The following is a 23,335-nucleotide window of genomic DNA, read 5'->3' on the forward strand; positions in this document are numbered from 1 at the left end:
CTGGCACATCTCTTGATGAAATTATTCGTGCTTATTGTGCAGTCTAGTGTCTCATACTTATTTGAAATGACTATACCAATCAACTCATCAACTTTCAACCGCTGCGACAACTGAGACAAAAACTCACCTATCCCCTGTTGCCAAATTTTCCGATCCAGCAAATAAGGCGACAACCAACTCTCAAAAATCCACTTCTGAAAAATTCCCAAACCCTCTCCCTGACAAGTGTGAATTTGCGGCGCTTTATCCTTGTAAATCACAAAAACATGAGTGTCATCTGTCGTGGTATAAAAACAGAGAATCGCCGTCTGCGAATTGTCAATCAATTGCTGCATCGCCGCAAACTGCATCGGATAGACTTGAACTTGTCCAGCTAAAACTGGATCTAAACTGCGGATGTTTTCCCAGATTCGCTGTTTCTGGGCTTCCAATTCTTGAATCTTCTCCGTGTAAGCAGAAGTATCCGCCCGACTCCGCGACTGACTCCCCACACCAGCTAATCCCTTATTCCCCTCAGATGGATTGCGGAGTTGTTCGACTTCTGCGTCAATTTCCCGCTGCTTCGCTTCAAATTCCTGCAAATATTTTTGCACTTCCGGCGGGATTTCCCCGCTAGCATACAAATCATTGCTGTGCATTAAATCGACTAAACGCTGAGCACGGGTTCTGTCACAATATTCGATGGCTTTTTCCAGTTGATTGTTGTTGACAGCAGCTTGAATAGCCTTTTCGTAAACTTCTATAGATTCTGCTATAATCTGTTGGCGGATATCGTCTGAAGTTGCCCAACTTCTGCTTTTTTCTACTGCTTGGATTGCTTGCTCGAATCCTTCCAGGGCGATATCCCAGAAGCCAGCAGTGAAAGCGGTATTGCCGAGGTTTCTACCAGATTGCAAGCAGTCTAAAGGGAAAGTAGTAGGAGTGCGAATTTGTAATGCTAAGCGGAAACAAGAAATTGCCTCTTCAATATTCTCGGCCATGACTCCTGCTATTCTGTTACGATAGGCTTCCCCCAAATTGTTTTGAGTCATTGCCCAATATTCGGGATAATTCTCGCGGGTACGGACTTTTAAGGCTGCGGTATAACGGGCGATCGCAAGTTCAATATTCCCCGCCCTGACTCCTGCTATTCTCTTACTATAGGCATTTCCCAAATTGTTTTGAGTCATTGCCCAATCTTCGGGATAATTCTCGCACTTATAGACTTCTAAGGCAGCGGTATAACAGGCGATCGCAAGTTCAATATTCACCGCCCTCACACCCTCTATTCTGTCACTATAGGCGGCCGCCAAATTGTTTTGAGTCATAGCCCAATCTTCGGGATAATCTTTGCGGGTACGGACTTCTAAGGCTGCGGTATAACAAGCAATACAAATTTCTAAATTCCATGCCCGCCGCCCCAGGGGAAACTGCTGAATTAAATTACCAAATTGAGCAATAACTGCAGCGATGTATGCAGCTTGTTCTGAGGTAACTTCTGTCAGGGTAAGCTCATCTAATTTGGTATAAATTGTACTTGACAAAAAGGGCAATATATACGATTTGGCATTAGTGATTAGTGGTTATATAATGTTTCTTAATCATTCGTCAGGACTGGTGAGGAAAAGTCAATGAAAAAAGGATTTGCTCCTGTTTCGCCAACCCAAAAATCAAAGAAGCAGAATAATCGGACTCAACCAATATCCGTCGAACATTTACAAGCGAGCTTATCAACTTATTTTGATAACATACAAGATCCCAGAGTAGACAGAACCAAACAACACTTACTTAAAGACATTCTCATCATCACCATATTAGCTGTAATCGCCGGAGCCGATGGATGGGAAGACATAGAAAATTACGGACTTAGTAAGCAAGAATGGTTAGAGGAATTTTTAGAATTACCCAATGGAATTCCGAGCGATGACACATTTCGTCGAGTCTTTGAAAAGTTAGACCCTAAAATATTAGAAGAGAAGTTATCCCAATGGCTTCAAAAAATTATGGGTTCAGTTTCATCAGAAATTATCCCGATAGATGGAAAAAGTTTACGAGGCTCTTATGACAGAGAAAAAGGTTTAAAAAACCTACATTTAGTGACAGCTTGGGCGAGTGAACAGCGTTTGGTACTCGGACAAGTCAAAGTGGAAGACCATTCTAATGAAATCACAGCTATCCCTGCCTTGCTAGAATTAATCGACATTACGGGAGCGATTATCACCATTGATGCGATGGGAACTCAAACCGAAATTGTGCGACTTATTCGTCAGAAAAAAGCGGATTATGTCCTGGCTTTAAAAAGCAATCATCCTACTCTTTATAATCAAGTAAAAGACTGGTTTAATATCGCAAGAACTCAGGAATTCATGGGAATTGAAGTGAGCTATGATTCCCGAACCGAAAAGGAACATCATCGCATCGAAACCAGAAAAGCAAAGGCGGTATCAGTTGCATCTTTAGGAGGACTTTATAAGCAAGAACAATGGGCAGGTCTTCGGACTATTGTGATGGTGGAAAGAATCCGTCATCTTTGGAATAAAACCACTCGTGAAGTGCATTTTTACTTAAGTTCGTTACCAGTAGATGCACCGATTAATGGTCGTGTTATTCGTCAACATTGGAGCATTGAGAACCAAATGCCTTGGAGTTTAGATGTTACTTTTAATGAAGATAAATGTCGTATTCGTTCGTTAAACAGCCCTCAGAATTTTGCTCTAGTAAGACGGATGGCACTTAATGCTGTCAATCAAGAAACAACTCTCAAACGTAGCTTGCGACAAAAAAGAAAACGGGCTGCGATGAATAATGACTATATGATGCAAATTCTCAAGTGCTTTTGTCAAGCATGATTGAGATGCTCTTACCCTGTAACTTCTGTGAATTTGGATGTTGCCCAAGCTTGTAATACTTGAGCAAGATTTAAATCCAATTTGTCGAAGTTTTGTCCTAAAATAGAATAGACAACTTGAGGATTTCCACCACTTTCCATCGTTGCTTGTAATACCTCCCAAAAAAAAGATAAATACTCATCAGAAGTTGCTGTACTGCTGATATAATTTGCCAAATATGCAGCAAGACTTTGCAACCAACTTACATTGGAGTTACCCTCTGCCGCCATCTTCTCCGCTTCCGCTTCCATGACTTGCACAAAATTGGCATCAACTAAGTCTCGATTGGCGTTGAGAATATCATTTACTGTACCGCTAGGGCACTCAAGCACGGCTTGAATCAGTTGGAGATAGGCGGCGAGGCGTTGTTCGTCCATTGGAGTTTCCCTTTATTCTGTATATATATCGATCGGGAATTTGGGGTAGAATTATGCAGATTCCTGAAAAATTCTAGATATTTGTCTTGGGAATGTTGTAGATACCCCTTGACAGGTCAAGACAGTATCTACAAGTCATGGAAATTTATCCATATTTCTGGGAGATTGCCGATTTATGACAAGGCAAAATCATCACTATCTCCCCAAATCTCAGCTAACTTCTCCAACAAATCTTCAGCAATCAGATTCAGTTCCGCTTTCACATCCTCCTCAATATCTGAAGCTTTCTCAACAGGTGAAGATTTATCACGAGAGAAAGATATATCTCTCTTTCCCAAACCTCCACCGCTAGAACCACTTCCCGCTAAAGCCTTCCCCCCTTCATATCCCCAGTCAGATTTCTCACTACTGTGCAAAACTTTATTCAAAATTGCCACAATTTCAGAAATAGATTTGTTTTGCAAATTCTCCCGAACTTGTGCTTGTACGGGGTCATCTTCTCCCAAATCAGATAGCAACTCTTCAATTTCACCTTGCAACAGCGGAATCGCCAACTCAATTCGATCCAAATAATCCCACAATTCCTCAAGGGGTTTGAGATTAGTTAGAGAAATCTCTTGAATTTCATCATGAATTTCCACAGCCGGAATAAAGCCCAAAAGTTTCACCTTATCGAAAGGTTCCGCAAATTGAACGACGATATATGCAATGCGGTTTCCTCGCACTTCCGGCAGAGAAATCGCCGATTCTCCAAGCTGAACCGGACAGCATTCTATCTTGCCAATCCCCGGCAAAACCAAATCGCCGACATCCAAAACCGCCCGCAGTGCTGGATTCCAACTATCACCGCCATCAATATCGGTTTCCATTTCCATCCATTCCAAAAAATAGTTAACTGCCCAAACCGCCAGGGTATTGAAATAAACCTGCTTGCCTTTTTGCGGATTAGCTTGCTCTGAAGCAAATTGCAGAGCTAAATTGCGGGCAGTTTGCTCCAGAGGAATTTGTAACAAATAAGTATCCATGCTATTCACCATTATTCCTCCGGTTGATATCCACATTCTTTAGCAATTCTATTGCCAATCTCTTTGACGAGTTCAAAACCTGTTCTTTTCCAGTGAGAGTTGAGAGTTTGATAGTCAATATTTAACTCTCTGGCAATTACCGATAATTTATCAGGAGGGTCTTTCAGCAGCAATCGCACTGCCAGTATGTGACAATTGGCATCCGGTCGAGGGCGACGATTTTCGGGAGTGTTTGGCTGAGTCTTATCTATTTTTTCATTGGGATAACTGTTTCGCAGTTCTCCCGTCGGATCGTCTTCAATACACTGCCATAGTTTGCGGCCGATGCCCTGCTTATTTTGAGATTGTTCTCTCTCGATGAGTTGCTCAATCCCATTTCTAGTGGTATCGTCTATCGGTTCTTGAGCCTCAATTTTTTCACCTGGGTTGCTCGTAATCGGAGCATCAAAACTAACAGTAAAAATCTGTTGCTGCATCCGGCGATATTGGTCATAGACTTTGTTCTTGAGAGTTTTATTGAACCGCTGAACTACTCGGGTTCGCAACACATCAGCAGCGAGATTGTCGAGGTCAATTGCCCGCAAAAATACCGAAAGCGTTTTGATAAAACCGCAATAAGCTTCCTGCATCATTTCCTCTAAATCAATATTAGGATAAGGATGCTTGCGAATTCCGGGCAAATCGGGAATGAGTTGGCACAATTGATTTTTGAGTCTTTCTTTTTCCTTACTCCCCTCTTGCGAGTCTTTCAAGAGTTGTAGAAGTTGGCGTAACTGTTCGTCGGTGTTCACAGGCACGTTCGGATGACATCGAGATAATTCGATTTTCCCAGGGAAAATAGCGCTGTAACGTGCCAACAGTAACAAAGTCAACGAAATCGGTTTGAGTTCCCAACCCGTGGGTGGAAGCAACAAGCTGAAACTTGCCGCTACAGGAACTAAACCTGCTAAGGGTTCGACGGGGGTATCATGTCTCGTCATAGTCCAGTTTTTGCGTGTTGATACTCTGATATCGCAGGTTTTGGCGGCTTTATGCAGAATTGAGCAAAAATTTTTCGTAAAGGCAATGCGATAAGGACTGAAGTCCTTACTACGAAATTAATCCGGTGTAAAATTAACAATCGTAGGGACTTCTCCACTGCGCTTTTGAAGAGATGTCGCAGGAGTCACCCAGTTTATGCACATTCCAAAAATAAATCATATCAAACCCTATTGATACCAAAGGATTTGATATGAAGCGAATTCTATTAGCCAGGATTTGGTATAACGCAGTTTCTACAATTTGTCGATCGACTTTTTGGCTTTATCTGCCAGATTTTTCACCGCATTTTTTGCATCTTCTGCTGCGTGGCGGGCGGAGGCTTCCGCTTGTTTGGCTTTGCCTTCAACCTGGTCTTTTCTGTTGCCCGTAATATTACCGAAAATTTCCTGAGCTTTGCCTTCTAAATTTTTGCCGATCGCCTTAGCTCTGTCTTCTGTACTCATAATAAGCTCCGTTTGGCAAGTTGCTTTAGTAACATTGTAAAATCAACTCGCCTGCAATTGCCTTTAACTTCATATTAATTTATATTCTGCTTGACCTCGGTCTTCTTCTGATGACTTACTTAGTGCAAATTCCTCCCTCGAAAAGCGAAGGATTCCTTTTTTTTTTACCACTGAATACGTCGGCAAAATTCGTCATAACTGAGATGTTGCACCATTCTCCAGAACGGGCAAGATGCTCGTTCCACAAAATATAAATTTTCTTGTGGAACAGGCATCTTGCCTGTTCATAAAAGCCTAATTGAGAATGGTGCAAAATTCGTCCTAAAAAACTATTTCAAACTCGCCGCAGCAACTTTAATCGGTTCGAGCAATTCTAACGGCAAATGCAGCATATTCAATTGGGTGCTATCTGCTGCTTTCCTTTCCGGATCGGGGCCGTGATAATCGCTGCCACCAGTTGCCAGCAAACCATAATGAAGACACAAATCTTTCAATTTTTGGATTTGGCTAGAACTGTGGCTGGGATGGTATACTTCAACTCCCATTAAACCAGCATCTACTAATTCTTTTAAGACTTCCTCAACAGCGCCGCCGCGAAACAAATAAGGGTGAGCCCAAACTGGTACTGCACCGCAACTTCGCAATAAATCAATGCCTTCGACGATCGAGAAGTTCTCGTAATGCACATAAGCCGGGCCGTCATCTCCCAGCCAGCGATCGAATGCTTCCCGCGATGATTTGGCGTGACCGGCTTTTACAAGTGCAGAGGCAATGTGAGGCCTTCCCGGTGCCATTCCTGGGGATGTTTTTGGCAGTTCGATCGCGTATCCCATTGCTGCTAATTTTTCGACCATTTCCTGCGATCGGCGAAACCTTCCTTCCAGGCGATCGTTCAAAGGAACGCGCAACTTATTTGCATCGGGATAAAAACCTAAAATGTGCAGCGATCGGCCGTTGTGAACTGTACTGAGTTCGAGTCCAGGTACGATTTCTATACCGTGCAAAGCAGCGGCAGCGAAGGCTTCATCCCAACCCGACATCGTATCGTGATCCGTGACGGCCAAGGCGCGAACCCCCGATGAAGCGGCGGCGGCTACGAGTTCGGCAGGGGTGAGAGTGCCGTCGGAATAAGTAGTGTGACAGTGGAGCTCTAGCATTTTTTCTGGTAAGTTAAAGTCTGCGAAATCTGCAATTATTCCCCTCACTCACGCGACATATATCGTCCCTGCGATCGACAAGTTTTTGGGTAGTTTCAATCTGTTAGCTGTAATAAGTAGTCGCGCCTTTAATTGGGACATTTCTGTTTATTAAAAGCTTGCGTGGGGTGGGCATCTTGCCCGCCTTTTCAATTGAATTTAGATGCAGAACACCTTAGCTATATCTTGATTTCTCGCATTGGATGAAGGACACCCTCTGGCAATTTGGAAGGAATGGGCGATATTTCAATACTTTGTATGTTGTGAACTGGGATAACTACCAGTTTATCTGCCAATTCGAGAATTATCGGGTCTGCCGTCAACATTTTGTGCAGGCGAGTGCCTAAAGTTGCTTGCTCTCCTACTGTTCCCTCTGGCGCAATGAACTGGAAGTGTTGCTGTTTGCCGTTGGTATAGTGGATTATCAGATCGATAATTCTTTCTTGGTTGGTTGCTTGCATAATTTTTTTTCCCTAACAGTCGATCGGGCCTTCGCAAAATTAACAATAAATCAAAACTGGCGATCGCACCACTGTTGCAAAGCTTATTGGAAAGCTTTTGACAAAACCGGGATGTCGGTATGAAAGTTCGCTTGCTACTAATTTTATCACAAAAAATGTACTGAAACTCGCCAACTTACCAAGTATACAATTGGCAGTCGCGCTGTCTTCGCTCCTTAATGCGCGAGCTCCTTCCCCAGCAATATTTGGTCGATCGGGCTTTCTTCTATGCCAGTTGGCAAAGTGGCTCAATTTAGCCTCTGTAGCGACTTGACCCAAAGCACTCTCAAGTCATACAGCAGCGGCATTTGAGCGCTTTGGGTGTCAAGGTTTTTCGAGGTGGGAACTGTGGAGGTTGAGATAGCGGCATTCTGCTGTCACTGCCGTAGAGGATTTTTTTATAAATTAATAACATAACATTCAGGTACAGCTTATGAAATCCACACTTTGTTTTCCCGAAACTTCTATTGACTCTAACGCAGTCATTGTTAATAATAATGCTATTGACTCTTGTATCCTTGCAGCTTGGATTGACTTAGTAGGAGGAGATTTTGAGAGCTTGGGAGGAGATGATTGGCTTCCCTTGTGCGGCGACATTGATGACGGCGAAATTTACCGGGAATGGTTTTTTTGGCAAGACAGCGAAGTGACTCAAGAGTGGGAAGCTTACGATCCAATTACTAATTATCGAGTTGTGGCATCTAGCCGAGAAATGCTGATTTCTAAAATTGACCAAATAGAAAATGCCCGAAAAGTTTAGCTATTCGGGACAACGTTAAATCTTGATGTTCAACTTTAATATGAATTCTGTAAACTAACCCGGTTTCTTTAAGGCCTTAAAGAAACCGGGTTTTTAAGACCAAAGCTCTAGGTTTGGGTTTAGTTCCACGGGCAGAAAATAATATTTTATCTCGCTACTGCTTTTTGTTTTTCTCGTTCTAATTTGCGCTGCTTCAATGCGGCCAGATTTTGTTTAATTGTGTCGATCGCAAATCCAGCCTCCTGCTGTTGGTATAATTCGCTGGCACGGATCAAATCTGCAACAGCCTCGTCATCCGATCGCAAATTTGCAAAAGCTAAGCCGCGATTGTGGTAAGCTTCTGCCAAAGTTGAAACTTGTTCTACAGCGCTGGTAAATTTATCTTTTGCTTTGCGGTACTTTCCTGACTGATAAGCCTCAATTCCTTGTTGAAAATAAACGGAAGCTTTACTGCCGCTGTCGGTATCGGGAAATTCTGGGTAAGTTAAAATTGGTTCTTTAAAGAGTACAGAAATGCTGCCCTTGCCGAAGTAAGCCCAAGTCATTGTTCCAAACCCAATCCCCAGCACGAGGGCAATAATGACAGACAGAGCAATAAAATTGGTGAGTTCCATAGAGCAATATTTGTTGTATTATAATATGATAAGTTAATTCCTAACTTCTGCAACAATGGCTGCGCGGATTTACCTTAACTGGAAATGGTTTTTTGGATCGCTAGCTTTAGTATTGTCGATCGGCTTAATGATTGCAACTGCAAGTTCTGACGCAGCAACCAACGCGCAAACTCAAGCAGGGTGGCAATTGTTGCAGCGGGGTGAGACAGGGTTGGTGGTAGCAATGCGACACGCGATCGCCCCAGGCACGGGAGATCCTGCTAACTTTAAGTTGGGTGACTGTTCCACCCAGCGGAATTTATCAGCACAAGGAAGAACCCAAGCCAAGCAAATTGGAGCAGAATTTCGCAACCGCAACATCAAAGTTGCCAGAGTTTTATCGAGTCAGTGGTGTAGGTGTTTGGAAACAGCCAAATTGATAAATTTAGGCAAAGTCGAACCGTTTCCAGCGCTGAGCTCGTTCTTTAGGGACAGCAGCAAAGAAGCCAGACAAACAGCGACTATTCGCAAATTAATTGTTGACAACCGCAACACACAAGGCGCGATTATTATGGTAACGCATCAAGTAAATATTACCGCGATTACTGACATTGTACCGCAAAGCGGAGAAGCTGTGATTCTCAAAAGCGATAGACAGGGTAAAATTCAAATAGTCGGACGAATTGGAGGATTTTAAATAGATAGAAAGTTATAATATTATCAATTTTCCCTTACAAATTCCCCATTACCAATTTATATGAGTTTCCAATACAGCGCCGCCCTAGTGACTTTAGCCGACCTTGATAAAGAAGTTCTCGTTAAATTTTACACAAAATTTCTCGACATAGAACCAAACCCTTATATTCCCAATACTTATGCTGAGTTTCAACTCCCAGGCTTAAGACTCGGCATATTCAAACCCAAAGATTCCCACAAATCGGAATTTGCAAATCGAGCAAAAACAGGCATGAGTTTGTGTCTGGAAGTCAGCGATATCGAAACTGCGATCGCCCGAATTTGGGCTTTAGGTTATCCGCCCAGTGGAGAAATTATCAAAGCTTCTCACGGTCTAGAAATCTATGCCTTTGATCCTGCCGGGAACCGCATAATTTTACATCAATCTAATGAGAATATAGGATGATGGCTAATTATTGATGAACTCTCGATCTTCTCTTCCTTCGCCTCTTCGCGGTTAGTTCAAAAAAACATCGAGTTCACAACCCGCTGAGGATTGCTATATAAGTTATGCAATTGCTTCACCACCTTCGCAATCACATTGTCAAACCCGCCTCTACAACTCAAAACGGCCTTAACTACCTAATCAGTTCAGCAAAACTATAAAAACTGATGATTAATAACAGCAACGCTGTCAGATGAGTTAGCTGAAATTGAGGCCGTGGGCCGATGGATTCCCGCACCAAAATTGAAAAAGACGAACCAATTATATAACTCAAAGACAACGTTAAATACTGCCACTGCAATGTTACACTCCACAGCCCCAGCAACATCATCGCCAAAGTCAACATCACCAACTCAACAAAGCGAGGCGGATTGTGCTGAGTAGACAGAATCAAAGTGTCCAACCAATATTGCCAAGGTCTCATGTGTTAGCGATCGAGCTTTTAGATTTAGCCTTCTAGCTTAACCTACGATCGCCATTCTGTTTGTTGCTGCAAACACCTTAAAGCCTCCGCCGTCTCAACCTGCGGAAATTGCCCATAAAAGCGACTGACACTGTAAAAAGGGTGAGGAGTCTCCAAAACGATCAACTTATCGGCCATTTTGGCCAAAAATCCCATCAAATCTGCCGGGGCGACAGGCGCGCAAATCCACAAAGCCAGCGGTTGCTGCGACTCCAAAGCCTTAGCCGCCACAGCCATCGTCATCCCCGTAGCAATGCCGTCATCTACCAAAATCGCCAAAGCCCCAGCCGCGCTGATATTTGGGCGTCCAGGAGACAAATCGGCCAGCAGAGATTGAGCATTATTTTGAGCCAGGGGCAGTGCTAATTTTTGCAAGCGTAAATTGTGCTGCTTTTGCTTTTCCCAGAGGACGTGACCGTCAGCAGTTGCAGCGCCGATCGCCAATTCTAAATTATCTGGGCGAGTAATTTTCTTCGCAACAACCACATCCAAAGGACACCCCAAGCGGCGCGCAATCGGCACCGCAACTGGCAAACCCCCGCGCGGCAAGGCGTAAACAATCGGTTGCACCGCCTGCTGTGTCATTAAACTCAACTTGCCGAACTCGTCCACAACTGCCTCGGCCAGTTTTTCGCCTGCATCGGCGCGATCGTCAAAAAACGGGTTAGAGAACATATTTTTGCCTGTACGAGCTCAACCAAACAATTGGAGATTGTGCCAGTCTTAATTGGAGATTGGGCGATCGACAGCATCGCATACAAGCATCTAGCCAATCTCAAATCACCAAACCCGATCTAAACTATAAACTCTAGACTCAAAAAAATCTCCCTAATTGTAAAATTTATGTCCAGCGACTTGCAACTGAGCCTTTTTGATAACAATCAAAGTGCCACTTTCCAAACAGATTCAATACCAGCAAATGCCAAAATTCCCATCCCTCCCGGCACTTATCAAAATATGGAACAAATCGGCGAGCACTGCAACCGCTGCTACCGCTGCGAATTGGGCAACAGCCGCACTCACGCCGTCATCGGGCGCGGCAATCCTCAAGCCTCAATTTTGATTGTGGGAGAAGCGCCCGGACAAAACGAAGACGAAACCGGATTGCCCTTCGTCGGGCGATCGGGCAAACTGTTAGATAAGATTTTAGAATCCGTGGGATTGAGTGCAGAAACCGACGTATTCATTGCCAACGTCATCAAATGTCGCCCTCCCAACAACCGCCCTCCAACAGCAAAAGAAATCGAAGCTTGCAAACCTTACTTGCTCGAACAAATTCGCATCTTAGACCCCAAAATTATTTTATTAACCGGTGCAACAGCCCTCAAAGCTTTGCTAAGCGACAAGCGGCCCATTAGTAAAATTAGAGGTCAATGGATTGAATGGGAAAATCGTTTGTGTATGCCAATCTTTCACCCATCATACTTGTTGCGAAATCCCTCCCGTGAACCGGAGACTCCGAAATGGTTTATGTGGCAAGATATGCAGGCCATAAAAGCTAAATTGGATGAATTAAAATAGCAATTCTAATCAATTTTTGTTGATTTGTCGGGGCTGGTTTCACCAACAATCTCTGATTTTTACCCACAATCTTAAAACCAGCCCCGACCCACCAAAAAATTATAATTAATTTTCATTTGCCATTGGTAGGGGGCTGGTTTCACCAACAATCTCTGATTTTTACCTGCCATCTACAAAACAAGTTCCCGCTTTCCATTCATAAATTCACGCCCCGTAGTAAAAATCCGAATTATGGTTGTCTTTAGTATTTTTAGTGAAACTCCTATCAATAGACAAGAAATTCCTCAAGAACTATTAGACATTGAAGATAAACAACGTACTAATCCACTTCCTTGGAAAGGGCAATTTTCACCCCAGTTCGTCGAAACTTTGATTGATAAATATGCCAATAAAAATAGTGTGATTTTTGATCCATTTTTAGGTAGTGGAACAGTTTTATATGAGGCAGGAAGATTCGGACTGGAAGCCTGCGGAACAGAAATCAATCCAGCAGCTTTAATCCTAGCTAAAACTTATAAATTCATCACTCTTTCACCAACAAAGCGTGAAAAATGTATCAATTATTTTCTCACTCAACTAAAAACAGAGATATGGGATAGAATGCCACTATTCCAAACAATACAAAGAGAATTTACACCCAATGATTTAATAGAGAAAATTGTAGACTTAGCCGTTGATGATGAAGAAAAGTTCCTTAATATTCTACATGAAGCATTAGTGGTATTGCTAGACTTAGAAAACAAAAAAATTACCAAAACAAGAGTTTTTACAATTGCGGAAAATATCGCTACTTTTGTCCTTAAACTACCCTATAGTAAAAAGCCGATAAATGCCTACAATGCCGATGCAAGAAACGTTCCCTTACCAAACTCCAGCGTCAATCTTGTGATTACGTCCCCCCCTTATATCAATGTATTTAACTATCATCAGCAGTATCGTGGTTCTACTGAAGCACTAAATTGGAAAATTTTAGAGGTGGCAAAATCAGAGTTTGGTTCTAATCGCAAGCATAGAAGTAATAGATTTCTAACTGTCATTCAATATTGCTTAGACATCGCATATTCTTTGCAAGAATTGTTAAGAATATGCCGTCCTAATAGTAGAATAATATTTGTAGTAGGTAAAGAATCAAATATTAGAGGAACGCCTTTTTTTAACGGGGAGTTAGTTGCAGAAGTTGCTCGTCAAGTATTGGGGATTAGCTTAAATATCCGTCAAGAAAGAAGTTTTGTAAATCGTTATGGAAAAATTATCAAAGAAGATATACTACACTTTACAAAAAGAGAAGACTTACAGTATTATTTTGCCATACATCAAGCCAGAACTCTTTCTATAGAAGCTTTAATATCTGCTTATTCCGTAGCGAATGAACAAGTAAAAGATGAAATCAAGGATGCTATCGATAAGGCTGCCACAGTACAGCCCTCACCTTATTTCGATCTGCAGCGTTCACGGAAAACCCTTGAAATACTCAACCCAAAAGAAGAAAATTATGTTTAATTTAGCTCAACCACATGGGGACAAACTAGCAGCCTTACTTGATAACGTGAAATTACCTCCTACAGATAAACGGCGTGTTAATCAAGCAATCGAATACTACAAAAAATGGTTGGAAACGCTTAAAAACATTAGGGGGGATGATCTGAAAGTTGTTCCAGAGATGGTATCCCATCTAACCTCCTATAAGCGATACATTGACGTTGAACTAATTTTTGACAGTGACAATGATTTTTTGTACCGTCAAAAAGGGCAATTAAAACTTGACAACTCAATTATTGAAGAATTTATACCTATCTTAGTTACAACCGTCTTTGCAGATTCATTAAAAGACAAAGAATTATCCTTTGGCCCAACACAGTGTTTTTCATCACTACGATTTGAGTCAAGTTTAAAACTCAGTCCAAAAGGCGGTGGGATGAGTATTCGAGCCAAGGATCAAGATTTTGCGATTAGTAGAAAAATATTTCTCAAAGCCTCTCATACCCAAGATTTTAAGGAGACTACCTCCCGCGAGGCAAATATTGCTTATGTTGCGGCTGAGTGTAAAACAAATCTTGATAAAACCATGTTTCAAGAGGGCGCAGCAACTGCCCTGGATGTAAAATTGAGTGTACCAGGAGCCAAGTATTTCTTGCTATGTGAGTGGCTTGATATGTCGCCGATTAGCTCATCACTCACAGCTATTGATGAGATACTAATTTTGAGAAAAGCAAAACGCTTATCGTCTAATATAAGAAGTGCTTTTAGTACGGTAGAGGGAAGAAAGAAAAATAAAGATTATTTTGTCAACCATCTTGATACCAACCCCTTTGCACCGGAAGTTTTTATGAGATTTTTAAGGGAGATTGAAGGGATGATTGGTAAAGATGAACTAGACGAAGATGACGTGCTTTCAAGAGGCTATTTTTAAGTGGAAAAAAATTATCGGAACCAGCGAAATTTATGGCTTTGCACGACAATCGCGCAACCACAAACGAATAGCCTCAGCAATTTCGCTTTCACTATCTTGACCTAATAAAGGACGAATATCCGCCGCAGTACCAAACCGAGAAACGATTTTTACTAATTCCCAGCCGTTCTCCGTTTTAGTGAAAAATAACCAATGATATTGCTCAATTTCGACTGGTTTTCCCCCGCGATACTGCCGTTCCAAAGTAGTAATGAAAACTTGACTAGCATTTTCAGGAAGTGCATCTTCAAAATTTAAAGGTAGCGGTTCAAACTCCGGGCGACCGGCTAAAATTATTTGAGGCAGCGCGTAACCGGGCGGTGTATTAGTGTTAGGAGAAAAGTGCGATCGCACAATTACACGATTAGCATAACTCGGCAAATCTTGCAACAGGCGATCGACCAAAGTTTCTAAATCAGCGGGACAGCGCGATCGCGCTAACAAACCATACCGACTGGCATTTATACTGTTAGCATGATTTGTCACAAAATTAACTGCCAAAGTCGGGGTTGCAACCGCAGATATCAGCAGATAAACACAGATGAACGCAGATAAAATTCTATTGGCGTTCATCGGCGTTCATCGGCGGTAAAAAACAACATTCATATTGTTATTCAATCTCTTCACAAATACGCGCAAAAGCCGCCACCGGATCGTCCGAAGCAGTAATTGGCCGCCCAATCACCAGATAATCCGCACCAGCTTTCAAAGCCGCCTTCGGAGTCATCGATCGCTTTTGATCGCCTCCATCAGCCCATTTCGGACGCACACCGGGACAAACTAACAGAAAATCATCCCCGCAACTCATTCTTAACTGTTCCACCTCTTGCGGAGAACAAACCGCACCAGCTAAACCCGTTTCCTTAGCCAACAATGCCATGTGCAAAGCATATTCTGGCAACTCCAAAGGTATTTTCAAGTCAAAAGCCAACTGTCGCGAATTCAAACTCGTCAATAGAGTAATTGCAATCAACTTAGGAGTCGGTTGATCGACAGCCGCCGCCCCTTCAGTCAAAGCCAACTGTGCCGCTTTCAAACCATCTTTACCACAAGTAGAATGGATAGTCAATAAATCCACATTATACTTAGCAGCAGCCCGACAAGCACCAGCCACAGTATTCGGGATATCGTGAAACTTCAAATCGAGAAAAATCCGCTTTTCCCGCTGTTTTAAAATTTCCAAAATCCCCGGCCCGGAACTCACAAACAGTTCCAAACCGACTTTCCAGAAAGATACTTGCGGCAGTTTGTCCAGAAGTGCGATCGCCTCTTCTTGACTCGAAACATCCAAAGCAACAATAATTCGATTATCAGCGTTCATCAGCGTTCATCTTCAGTATTCATCTGCGGTCAAAAAATAGATTCAAGACACCAATCGCACAAACTTATTCTTCCCAACCTGCAAAACCTTACCGCATAAATCAGCAGGTGATTCAAAAGTAAGGTTAACATCAGAAACCCGATCGCCCTCCAACTTCACCCCGCCGCCCTGCATCAACTTCCTGGCATCACCGCTGCTTTTACAAAGCCCGCTAGCACTCAGAATATAAAACAACTTAGCCGGAAACTGCACACTTGCCAAAGAAAACTCCGCCACAGCATCAGCTTGTCCTGCAGCACCTTTAACCAGCGCCATTGCATCTTGTTGTGCGCGTTCCGCCGCTTCCTTCCCCCGATACTGGCGCACCACATCCAAAGCCAAAAGTTTCTGTTTTTCTCGCGGATTTTCTGGCAATTCATCAAGGGGCAAATCTGTCAATAGTTCAAAATATTGGGCGATCGAACTATCAGCAATTTTCTCCAACTTAGAATACATCGTCAGCGGGTCTTCCGACAAACCCACATAATTGCCCAAGGATTTCGACATCTTCTGTACGCCGTCAGTCCCGATTAAAATCGGCATCAGCAAACCAAACTGCGGTTTCATCCCAAAATGCCGCTGCAAATCTCTTCCCACCGCAATATTAAATTTTTGGTCAGTTCCCCCCAACTCCACATCCGCTTCCAAAGCCACCGAATCGTAACCCTGCATTACTGGATACAGAAACTCATGCAGATAAATCGCATTCTCCTGCTGCATCCTGTTATCAAATCCCTCTTTAGCGAGCATCTGCTGCACCGTCATCGTCTTCAGCAGTTCCAAAATCTTCGCCAAGTCCAATTTTGACAACCACTCGGAGTTATAGCGAATTTCCAAACGCCCGGGCGTGTCAAAATCTAGAATCGGACGCACTTGGTCTAAATAAGTCTTGGCATTTTCCGCCACCTGTTCGGCCGTCAACTGGCTACGCATCTCCGACTTCCCTGTCGGATCGCCAATTCTGGCGGTAAAATCTCCGATCAGCAGTACGGCTGTGTGACCGGCATCCTGAAAAGCCCGCAGCTTGCGGACGCAAATGCTGTGTCCCAAGTGAATGTCACTCCCTGTCGGGTCAATTCCCAGTTTGACGCGCAAGGGTCGATCGACTTTTGCCAGGAGTTGGGCTAAATTTTCGTCAGGGTTGCTAGAATCAGGTCGATCTGGAAAAATCTCGCTGACGCCGCGGTAAAGCGCTGAAAGGTTAGGAGTTATCATCGGGGAGCGATCGTCCATCATATTTTGCCAAAGTGCAGCAGAATTAGTTACACTCACTGGTTGACGCATAAAAACATAACTATCACGCTACTATAATCCGAAAGCTGACCGGCTTTCATTAGCTGACCCCGCCCAAAAACGGATACCAGCCCCCGACAACAGTCGTGGAGATCCCCAAATTTTAGACTCTTGTTCAAACTCCCAGATTCATCTGTGGAATAAATCTAAAATCTAAAATCTAAAATCTAAAATCGACTGACAGTCTCTAGGGTTCGCATCTAAAATTAAAAGTCTTAAACACCAAATCGAGTGAGGAAGTGAAATCCACGTGTCAACCAACGCAGTCCGCAATAACACGGAAAACTCAGCCCCCGTATTTGAGTTTGTTCAGTCAGTCAGTAAAGTGACCGCCGGAACCATACTCAGCATAACAATGCTTGCCAGTTCCGTAGTCGCTGGTGGACTGGTTGGCTTAGCGATCAGCTTCCGCAATTTGCCAGATGTTCGGATCTTGCAAACCTACTCTCCCACAGAAACTACCCACATTTACGACATCAACGGCAAGCCGCTAGCCAGCATCCACGACGAAGCCAACCGGGATGTCGTACCCCTTGACCAAATCTCCCCGAACCTGAAACGAGCTGTTCTGGCGATCGAAGATAGCAACTTCTTCACCCACAAAGGCATCAACCCTGGCGGGATAGCCCGCGCTCTAATAGTCAACCTAGAGAAAGGTAGAACCGTTGAAGGCGGCTCGACTATGACTATGCAGCTAGTCAAAAACCTATTTCTTTCTCCCCAGTCAAAATTTAGTCGCAAGGTAGCTGAAGCGGTAATGTCTATCCGCTTGGAGCAAATTCTCAACAAAGACCAAATTCTGCAACTATACCTGAATCAAATCTACTTAGGTCACAACTTGTACGGCGTAGAGACAGCCTCTCGAAGCTATTTCAACAAGTCAGCAAGCAATTTGACTCTTGCAGAAGCAGCGATGTTGGCCGGCTTAATTTCTGCCCCCGAAGAATACAGTCCTTTCGTCAATTACAAGTTGGCAAAAGAGCGGCAAACAATCGTTTTAGGCCGCATGAAGGATCTTAAATGGATTACGCCTGCCCAAGAGACTGCTGCCCGCCAGGAAAAAATTAAGCTAGGCAAAATTACCTCTTTTGGAGGATCTCAAGTTCCTTACGTAACACAAGCCGTAGTTCAGGAACTGACAAGGCGTTTTGGGCGAGATGCCGTGGTTAAGGGAGGAATGCGCGTTCAAACCACGATCGACCTCAAAATGCAGCGCATAGCCGAAGAAACCGTCAAAGCGTGGCACAATCGGCTTTACTACCAAGGCCTTTTTTACGATCGCGAGGAAGGTCAAATTGCCCTAGCCGCCGTCGATCCCCGCACCCACTTCGTCAAAGCAATGGTTGGCGGCGTCGATTACGAAAAGAGTCAGTTCAACCGCGCCATTCAAGCACGCCGTCAGCCCGGATCTTCTTTTAAGCCTTTTGTCTACTACGCTGCCTTTGCTAGTGGCAAATACACCCCGGATTCAGTTGTCTACGACTCCCCTGTCGGCTACCGGGACGGCGACGGCTATTACTACCCTCAAAACTACGGCGGTGGCTTCTCCGGTGCCGTCAGCATCCGCAGAGCTTTGGAAGTATCTCTAAATATTCCCGCCGTCAAGCTTGGTCAAGAAGTCGGATTGAATAAAGTGATTGAGATTTGCCGCGTGCTCGGCATCAGAAGTCCGATGGAACCGGTGATTTCTTTGCCCTTGGGTGCCGTTGACCTCACTCCTTTAGAAATGGCCGGAGCTTTTGCTACCTTCGCCAACAACGGCTGGCATTCTGACACCACATTTATCGTGCAAGTCACTGACAGCAGTGGCAACGTCTTGCTCGACAATACGCCCAAACCCAAATTAGTTCTCAATTCCTGGGCGGCGGCATCTGTCAACAGCGCCCTGCAAGGGGTAATTAACAACGGAACGGCAAGGGCGGCTCAACTTGGGCGGCCGGCTGCTGGGAAAACTGGTACAACTTCCTCAGAACGGGATATCTGGTTTGTGGGTTACGTGCCGCAGTTGTCGGTGGCTGTTTGGATGGGCAACGACAATTACAGACCGATGAGCTACGGTGCTACTGGCGGTGGGATTGTCGCCCCTGTTTGGCGCGATTTTATGAGCCAAGCTTTGCAGGGAGTTCCCGCAGAAAGTTTCAAACCTGCTTCGTCTTTTGAGCGGCCTTAATTATCAGTCATGTGGCATTGGGCATTGGGCATTGGGCATTGGGAATACTTTCTTTTTCTTCCTTCTTCCCTCTTCCCTCTTCCTTCTTCCCTCTTCCCTCTTCCCTCTTCCTTCTTCCTTCTTCCCTCTTCCTTCTTCCTTCTTCCTTCTGACACTAGGATTGTTTTTCCAGCTCCGATTTCATCCGTTCCAGCGTAGAGTTCATTTGCTCAAACATCTGCTGGGGCGTGATGCCAAATTGATTGAGCTGTGTTTTCAACTGCTCTACAGTCATCTGAGCCATGAAGTCCTCAGACAGCTCAAAGCGCTTCATAAAAATACGGTAGCGCTCCATCATCGATTCCATCTGAGCGATGAACATTTTCTTGCCTTCGCGATCGAATTTGCCGTAATTGCCACCTAGTTGGATGAGAGATTGATAGTCTTCAAACAACAGCTTGGCTTCTTGCTGAACAATTTCTGAATCAAAAAATCCCATAGCTTTCCTAATTTTTTAATATTCTACTAATTTTGATCTAGGCGAGAAATCCCGCTGCTTTTTGTACCATTTTATCAGTTGCCGGAGGAAGTCCCTACCCCTCTAGGTACAAGAATAAGTAGAAATTTCCGTACAGCAGAGGCATCGGGCATCGGGCTTGCGATCACAACTGTCAACAGTCAACTGTCAACAGTCAACTGTCAACTGACTTCAAACTTCCCCGATGCGTTCTAGAGGCCAAAACCGCACTACAGCGCGGCCGATGATATTCTGCTTAGGTAAAAATCCCCACCTGCTGGAGTCGTTGCTGTTGTTGCGGTTGTCTCCCATCACAAAGTATTCATTTTCTGGGACGCGATAAGGCCCCCACTGGTATTTAGGAGGTTCGGCAATATATTTTTCGACGAGGGGTTTGTCGTTGAGATAAACTAAACCTTCTTTAACGGCGACGGTTTGACCCGGTAAGCCAATTACCCGCTTGATGAATGCTTGGTCTTGGGTAAAGCCTTGTTCTTGCAACTTTTCGGGCGGGGCAAATACTACGATGTCGCCAGTTTTTGGAGGTTCGAGGTAGTAGGAGATTTTTTCGACTACGACGCGATCGCCCACGTGCAAAGTTGGTACCATAGAATCTGAGGGTATGTAGCGCGGTTCGGCGACCAAGGCTCGAATCACTATTGCTAAACTCAAAGCAATAATCACTATCTGAAGATTTTCTCGCTGCGACTTCCACGCTTTCTGCCACCAGCTTTCAGCAGCCGGATTTTCTGCTACTTCTGCACCCAATTTGTTTTTTTCAGATGTCATTTATTTCTCCACTATATAGTTCTTGCTAATTATCTAATTGCCCTTGAAGTAGCTCGCTCTAATTAAAAGTAAAACTTTGTTGGGGTATTCAGAAACCCGGAAGGGCGAACACGGCGGCGCCGTCCTACGGAAACCGAGTCGATCGGTATCCTATTTTTTGAGACGAAGATACTTAGAAAAGTAAGCGTACATTGTGTTGATATTAACTCATAAAAAAGGCAGAGAACTAAGATTCTCTACCTTTTTTATGTGAGGATTTTGAGTTGTTTGCGATCGGGAGATTGGTTATTTCCCAACTTAACTTGCGATCGCACTTACTCAAACTTACTCAGCGCCTTGGGGCAGCAATTCCCGCTTTTGACCTTGCAGCACCTTAACAATTCCGTCCTCGCCCACATCCACAACAGCGGTGTCGCCGTCTTTGATGCGGCCAGAAAGGATTTCCTCAGCCAAGCTGTCTTCCAGCAAGCGCATGATAGCGCGGCGCAGGGGTCGAGCTCCGTAGCTGGGGTTGTAGCCTTCTTCTACCAACCGTTCTTTGAATTTTTCGGTCACTTCCAGGGTGATGCCCTGTTCTGTCAAACGACCGAACACTTCTTTGAGCATGATGACCGCAATTTCCTTGACTTCTTCCTTGTTCAACTGGCGGAAGACGATAATTTCGTCGAGTCGGTTGAGGAATTCGGGGCGGAAGTAGTTTTTGAGTTCTTCGTTAACCAAAGAACGAATGCGGTTGTAATTAGCATCGGCTTGGTTGTCGCTAAACTCGAAGCCGAGGCCGCCGCCGCCTTTTTCAATCACCTTAGAACCGATGTTTGAGGTCATAATCAGCAGCGTGTTTTTGAAGTCCACGGTGCGACCTTTGGCATCTGTTAAGCGACCGTCTTCCAATATTTGCAACAGCATATTGAAGACATCGGGGTGGGCTTTTTCGATTTCGTCGAACAGCACGACGGTGTAAGGACGGCGGCGGACTGCTTCTGTGAGTTGACCGCCTTCGTTGTAGCCGACGTAGCCTGGAGGAGAACCGATGAGTTTGGAGACGGTGTGCCGTTCCATGTACTCCGACATATCCAGCCGAATCATCGCATCTTCGGAACCGAAGAAGTAGCCTGCTAGGGCTTTGGTGAGTTCGGTTTTGCCGACGCCTGTGGGCCCGGAGAAGATGAAACTGGCGATCGGGCGATTCGGATTTTTCAAACCGACGCGGGCGCGGCGGATGGCGCGGGAAACGGCTTTCACTGCTTCTTCTTGACCGATCAAGCGCTGGTGCAAGGTATCTTCCATGTGCAGCAGCTTTTCGGATTCGGATTCGGTCAGTTTGTTGACCGGTACGCCCGTCCAGCTTGCCACGATTTGAGCGATATCTTCTTCGGTGACTACTGGCGATGGGTCGGTTTCGCCGGTGCGGGCCGAGTCGGTTTTTTTGGCTTGGGAAATAGCGCGAATTTCGGCTTTGATCGTCATTTCTCGATCGCGCAATTCGCCGGCCTTGTCAAAGTCTTGAGAACGCACCGCTTCGTCTTTATCTTTGAGGACTTGGCGGAGTTCTTTGTCAAGTTCTTTGGCTGCGGGGGGCAGTTGGGAGTTGATCAGGCGAACTCTGGAACCAGCTTCGTCTACCAAGTCAATTGCTTTGTCTGGGAGGAAGCGATCGGAGATGTATCGGTGAGAGAGTTTGGCTGCGGCTTCGAGGGCCGTGTCCAAGATTTTCAGCTTGTGGTGCTGTTCGTAGCGTTCCCGCAGACCGAAGAGAATCTCGATCGTCTCGTCAACGGTGGGTTCGCCGACCATCACGGGCTGGAAGCGCCGCTCTAAGGCTGCATCGCGCTCGATGTGCTTGCGGTACTCGTCGAGGGTGGTAGCGCCGATACACTGGAGTTCGCCTCTAGCCAAAGCCGGCTTGAGAATGTTCGCCGCGTCGATCGCCCCTTCAGCCGCACCTGCACCGATCAAAGTGTGCACTTCGTCAATCACCAAAATCACGTTACCCGCCGTGCGGATTTCGTCCATGATTTTTTTGAGGCGTTCTTCAAATTCGCCCCGGTATTTAGTACCAGCGACGAGCAAGCCGATGTCGAGGGTAACAACGCGCTTTTCTTCAAGGATATCTGGGATGTCGTTGTTAGCGATGCGCTGGGCCAGACCTTCGGCGATCGCGGTTTTACCGACTCCGGGTTCGCCGATGAGCACCGGGTTATTTTTGGTGCGGCGACCGAGGATTTGAATTACCCGTTCGATTTCTTTTTGGCGTCCGACTACTGGGTCTAGTTTGCCATCGACTGCCATTTGAGTGAGGTTGGCTCCAAATTCGTCGAGGGTTGGGGTTTTGGTGCGAGCGCCGCCGCCAGTGGCTGCGACTTCTGCGGTTTCTCCCAGCATCCGAATCACTTGGGTGCGGACTTTCGACAAGTCTACTCCCAGGTTTTCTAAGACTCTGGCCGCTACTCCTTCACCTTCGCGGATCAGACCGAGCAGCAGGTGTTCAGTACCTATATAGTTGTGTCCGAGTTGGCGAGCTTCTTCTAGGGATAGTTCTAGAACCCGCTTGGCGCGGGGAGTGAACGGAATTTCGACTGCTACGAAGCCGGAACCGCGACCGATAATTTTTTCCACTTCAATCCGAGCGTCTTTCAGGTTGACGCCCATTGATTTGAGGACTTTCGCTGCAACCCCGGTTCCTTCTCCGATCAGACCCAGGAGGATCTGTTCTGTCCCTACGAAGTTGTGACCCAGGCGGCGAGCTTCTTCCTGGGCCAACATGATTACTTTTATTGCTTTTTCTGTGAAGCGTTCAAACATGATTTATTCC

General features: G+C 44.9%; 25 protein-coding genes and 1 pseudogene. 8 read left to right on the forward strand and 18 right to left on the reverse strand.

Features of this window, described 5'->3' with window-relative positions:
- Positions 1-1,523, reverse strand: a pseudogene (locus QUA36_RS21395) (hypothetical protein); the annotation flags it as partial.
- 87 nt (positions 1,524-1,610) lie between these two features.
- Here QUA36_RS21395 and QUA36_RS21400 point away from each other — a divergent pair.
- The gene (locus tag QUA36_RS21400; RefSeq protein WP_333459027.1) at positions 1,611-2,828 is read left to right on the forward strand and encodes an ISAs1 family transposase; all 1,218 of its coding nucleotides are present in this window, start codon (positions 1,611-1,613) and stop codon (positions 2,826-2,828) included.
- 11 nt (positions 2,829-2,839) lie between these two features.
- Here QUA36_RS21400 and QUA36_RS21405 read toward each other — a convergent pair whose 3' ends face one another.
- From QUA36_RS21405 to QUA36_RS21435, 7 genes are all read right to left on the reverse strand, one after another.
- The gene (locus QUA36_RS21405) at positions 2,840-3,244 is read right to left on the reverse strand and encodes a hypothetical protein (protein WP_333459028.1); all 405 of its coding nucleotides are present in this window, start codon (positions 3,242-3,244) and stop codon (positions 2,840-2,842) included.
- A gap of 173 nt (positions 3,245-3,417) precedes the next feature.
- Positions 3,418-4,281 (reverse strand): DUF1822 family protein, encoded by an 864-nt coding sequence (locus QUA36_RS21410; RefSeq protein ID WP_333459029.1) that lies wholly within the window; start codon positions 4,279-4,281, stop codon positions 3,418-3,420.
- Positions 4,281-5,249 carry a hypothetical protein gene (locus QUA36_RS21415; RefSeq protein ID WP_333455324.1) on the reverse strand — a complete coding sequence of 323 codons (969 nt, stop codon included), beginning with the start codon at positions 5,247-5,249 and terminating at the stop codon, positions 4,281-4,283. Before QUA36_RS21415 ends, QUA36_RS21410 begins: the two co-directional genes overlap by 1 nt.
- Before the next feature lie 294 nt (positions 5,250-5,543).
- Entirely contained in the window at positions 5,544-5,753 is a 210-nt protein-coding gene (locus QUA36_RS21420; protein ID WP_333164882.1) for a CsbD family protein, read from the reverse strand.
- Positions 5,754-6,082: 329 nt separating this feature from the next.
- The gene (locus QUA36_RS21425; protein ID WP_333459030.1) at positions 6,083-6,910 is read right to left on the reverse strand and encodes a PHP domain-containing protein; all 828 of its coding nucleotides are present in this window, start codon (positions 6,908-6,910) and stop codon (positions 6,083-6,085) included.
- A 218-nt stretch (positions 6,911-7,128) separates the two neighbouring features.
- Positions 7,129-7,410: a hypothetical protein gene (locus tag QUA36_RS21430; RefSeq protein ID WP_333221912.1), complete on the reverse strand. Its 282-nt coding sequence runs from the start codon at positions 7,408-7,410 to the stop codon at positions 7,129-7,131.
- Positions 7,411-7,449: 39 nt separating this feature from the next.
- On the reverse strand, positions 7,450-7,728 hold the full coding sequence (locus QUA36_RS21435) for a hypothetical protein (RefSeq protein WP_333459031.1): 279 nt from the start codon (positions 7,726-7,728) through the stop codon (positions 7,450-7,452).
- A 154-nt stretch (positions 7,729-7,882) separates the two neighbouring features.
- On the opposite strand from QUA36_RS21435, the gene QUA36_RS21440 reads away from it, so the two are divergent.
- The gene (locus QUA36_RS21440) at positions 7,883-8,209 is read left to right on the forward strand and encodes a hypothetical protein (RefSeq protein WP_333459032.1); all 327 of its coding nucleotides are present in this window, start codon (positions 7,883-7,885) and stop codon (positions 8,207-8,209) included.
- Between the two features lie 146 nt (positions 8,210-8,355).
- Here QUA36_RS21440 and QUA36_RS21445 read toward each other — a convergent pair whose 3' ends face one another.
- Positions 8,356-8,823, reverse strand: a complete 468-nt coding sequence (locus QUA36_RS21445; RefSeq protein WP_333459033.1) for a hypothetical protein — start codon at positions 8,821-8,823, stop codon at positions 8,356-8,358.
- Between the two features lie 55 nt (positions 8,824-8,878).
- Between QUA36_RS21445 and QUA36_RS21450 the strand changes: the two genes are divergently transcribed.
- Together QUA36_RS21450 and QUA36_RS21455 are read left to right on the forward strand one after the other, a co-directional pair.
- Complete coding sequence (locus QUA36_RS21450; protein ID WP_333459034.1) at positions 8,879-9,499, forward strand: histidine phosphatase family protein; 621 nt, start codon at positions 8,879-8,881, stop codon at positions 9,497-9,499.
- A gap of 60 nt (positions 9,500-9,559) precedes the next feature.
- Positions 9,560-9,943: a VOC family protein gene (locus tag QUA36_RS21455; RefSeq protein WP_333164900.1), complete on the forward strand. Its 384-nt coding sequence runs from the start codon at positions 9,560-9,562 to the stop codon at positions 9,941-9,943.
- A 172-nt stretch (positions 9,944-10,115) separates the two neighbouring features.
- On the opposite strand, the gene QUA36_RS21460 is transcribed toward QUA36_RS21455, so the two are convergent.
- Positions 10,116-10,406, reverse strand: coding sequence for a hypothetical protein (locus QUA36_RS21460; protein WP_333164903.1), 291 nt, complete (start codon positions 10,404-10,406; stop codon positions 10,116-10,118).
- 42 nt (positions 10,407-10,448) lie between these two features.
- The gene (locus QUA36_RS21465) at positions 10,449-11,120 is read right to left on the reverse strand and encodes a phosphoribosyltransferase family protein (RefSeq protein WP_333459035.1); all 672 of its coding nucleotides are present in this window, start codon (positions 11,118-11,120) and stop codon (positions 10,449-10,451) included.
- A 168-nt stretch (positions 11,121-11,288) separates the two neighbouring features.
- Between QUA36_RS21465 and QUA36_RS21470 the strand changes: the two genes are divergently transcribed.
- From QUA36_RS21470 to QUA36_RS21480, 3 genes are all read left to right on the forward strand, one after another.
- The gene (locus QUA36_RS21470) at positions 11,289-11,966 is read left to right on the forward strand and encodes a uracil-DNA glycosylase (RefSeq protein ID WP_333164907.1); all 678 of its coding nucleotides are present in this window, start codon (positions 11,289-11,291) and stop codon (positions 11,964-11,966) included.
- A 231-nt stretch (positions 11,967-12,197) separates the two neighbouring features.
- Positions 12,198-13,466: a DNA methyltransferase gene (locus QUA36_RS21475; RefSeq protein WP_333459036.1), complete on the forward strand. Its 1,269-nt coding sequence runs from the start codon at positions 12,198-12,200 to the stop codon at positions 13,464-13,466.
- A complete protein-coding gene (locus tag QUA36_RS21480) occupies positions 13,459-14,376 on the forward strand; it encodes a Bpu10I family restriction endonuclease (protein WP_333164911.1) in 918 nt (305 codons plus the stop codon). The genes QUA36_RS21475 and QUA36_RS21480 overlap by 8 nt, the downstream gene beginning before the upstream one ends.
- Positions 14,377-14,406: 30 nt before the next feature.
- Here the strand turns inward: QUA36_RS21480 and QUA36_RS21485 are convergent, their stop codons facing one another.
- Genes QUA36_RS21485 through tyrS form a run of 3 tightly spaced genes read right to left on the reverse strand, consistent with a single transcriptional unit; the run spans position 14,407 to position 17,011 of the window.
- The gene (locus QUA36_RS21485; protein ID WP_333459037.1) at positions 14,407-14,988 is read right to left on the reverse strand and encodes a hypothetical protein; all 582 of its coding nucleotides are present in this window, start codon (positions 14,986-14,988) and stop codon (positions 14,407-14,409) included.
- 37 nt (positions 14,989-15,025) lie between these two features.
- Positions 15,026-15,736: an orotidine-5'-phosphate decarboxylase gene (pyrF, locus tag QUA36_RS21490; RefSeq protein WP_333459038.1), complete on the reverse strand. Its 711-nt coding sequence runs from the start codon at positions 15,734-15,736 to the stop codon at positions 15,026-15,028.
- A 42-nt stretch (positions 15,737-15,778) separates the two neighbouring features.
- Entirely contained in the window at positions 15,779-17,011 is a 1,233-nt protein-coding gene (gene tyrS, locus QUA36_RS21495; protein ID WP_333459064.1) for a tyrosine--tRNA ligase, read from the reverse strand.
- A gap of 307 nt (positions 17,012-17,318) precedes the next feature.
- On the opposite strand from tyrS, the gene QUA36_RS21500 reads away from it, so the two are divergent.
- Entirely contained in the window at positions 17,319-19,238 is a 1,920-nt protein-coding gene (locus tag QUA36_RS21500; RefSeq protein WP_333459039.1) for a transglycosylase domain-containing protein, read from the forward strand.
- Here the strand turns inward: QUA36_RS21500 and QUA36_RS21505 are convergent.
- The 4 genes from QUA36_RS21505 to QUA36_RS21520 all read right to left on the reverse strand — a co-directional run bounded on the left by QUA36_RS21505 (position 19,235) and on the right by QUA36_RS21520 (position 23,325).
- A complete protein-coding gene (locus tag QUA36_RS21505) occupies positions 19,235-19,393 on the reverse strand; it encodes a hypothetical protein (protein ID WP_333459040.1) in 159 nt (52 codons plus the stop codon). The genes QUA36_RS21500 and QUA36_RS21505 overlap by 4 nt on opposite strands.
- Entirely contained in the window at positions 19,393-19,716 is a 324-nt protein-coding gene (locus QUA36_RS21510) for a DUF1825 family protein (RefSeq protein ID WP_194065282.1), read from the reverse strand. Before QUA36_RS21510 ends, QUA36_RS21505 begins: the two co-directional genes overlap by 1 nt.
- A gap of 210 nt (positions 19,717-19,926) precedes the next feature.
- Positions 19,927-20,523, reverse strand: a complete 597-nt coding sequence (gene lepB / locus QUA36_RS21515) for a signal peptidase I (RefSeq protein WP_333459041.1) — start codon at positions 20,521-20,523, stop codon at positions 19,927-19,929.
- A gap of 324 nt (positions 20,524-20,847) precedes the next feature.
- A complete protein-coding gene (locus QUA36_RS21520; RefSeq protein ID WP_006632591.1) occupies positions 20,848-23,325 on the reverse strand; it encodes an ATP-dependent Clp protease ATP-binding subunit in 2,478 nt (825 codons plus the stop codon).
- Positions 23,326-23,335: the final 10 nt, after the last annotated feature.

The sequence above is a fragment of the Microcoleus sp. Pol10D4 genome (assembly GCF_036701555.1).
GTDB lineage: Bacteria > Cyanobacteriota > Cyanobacteriia > Cyanobacteriales > Microcoleaceae > Microcoleus.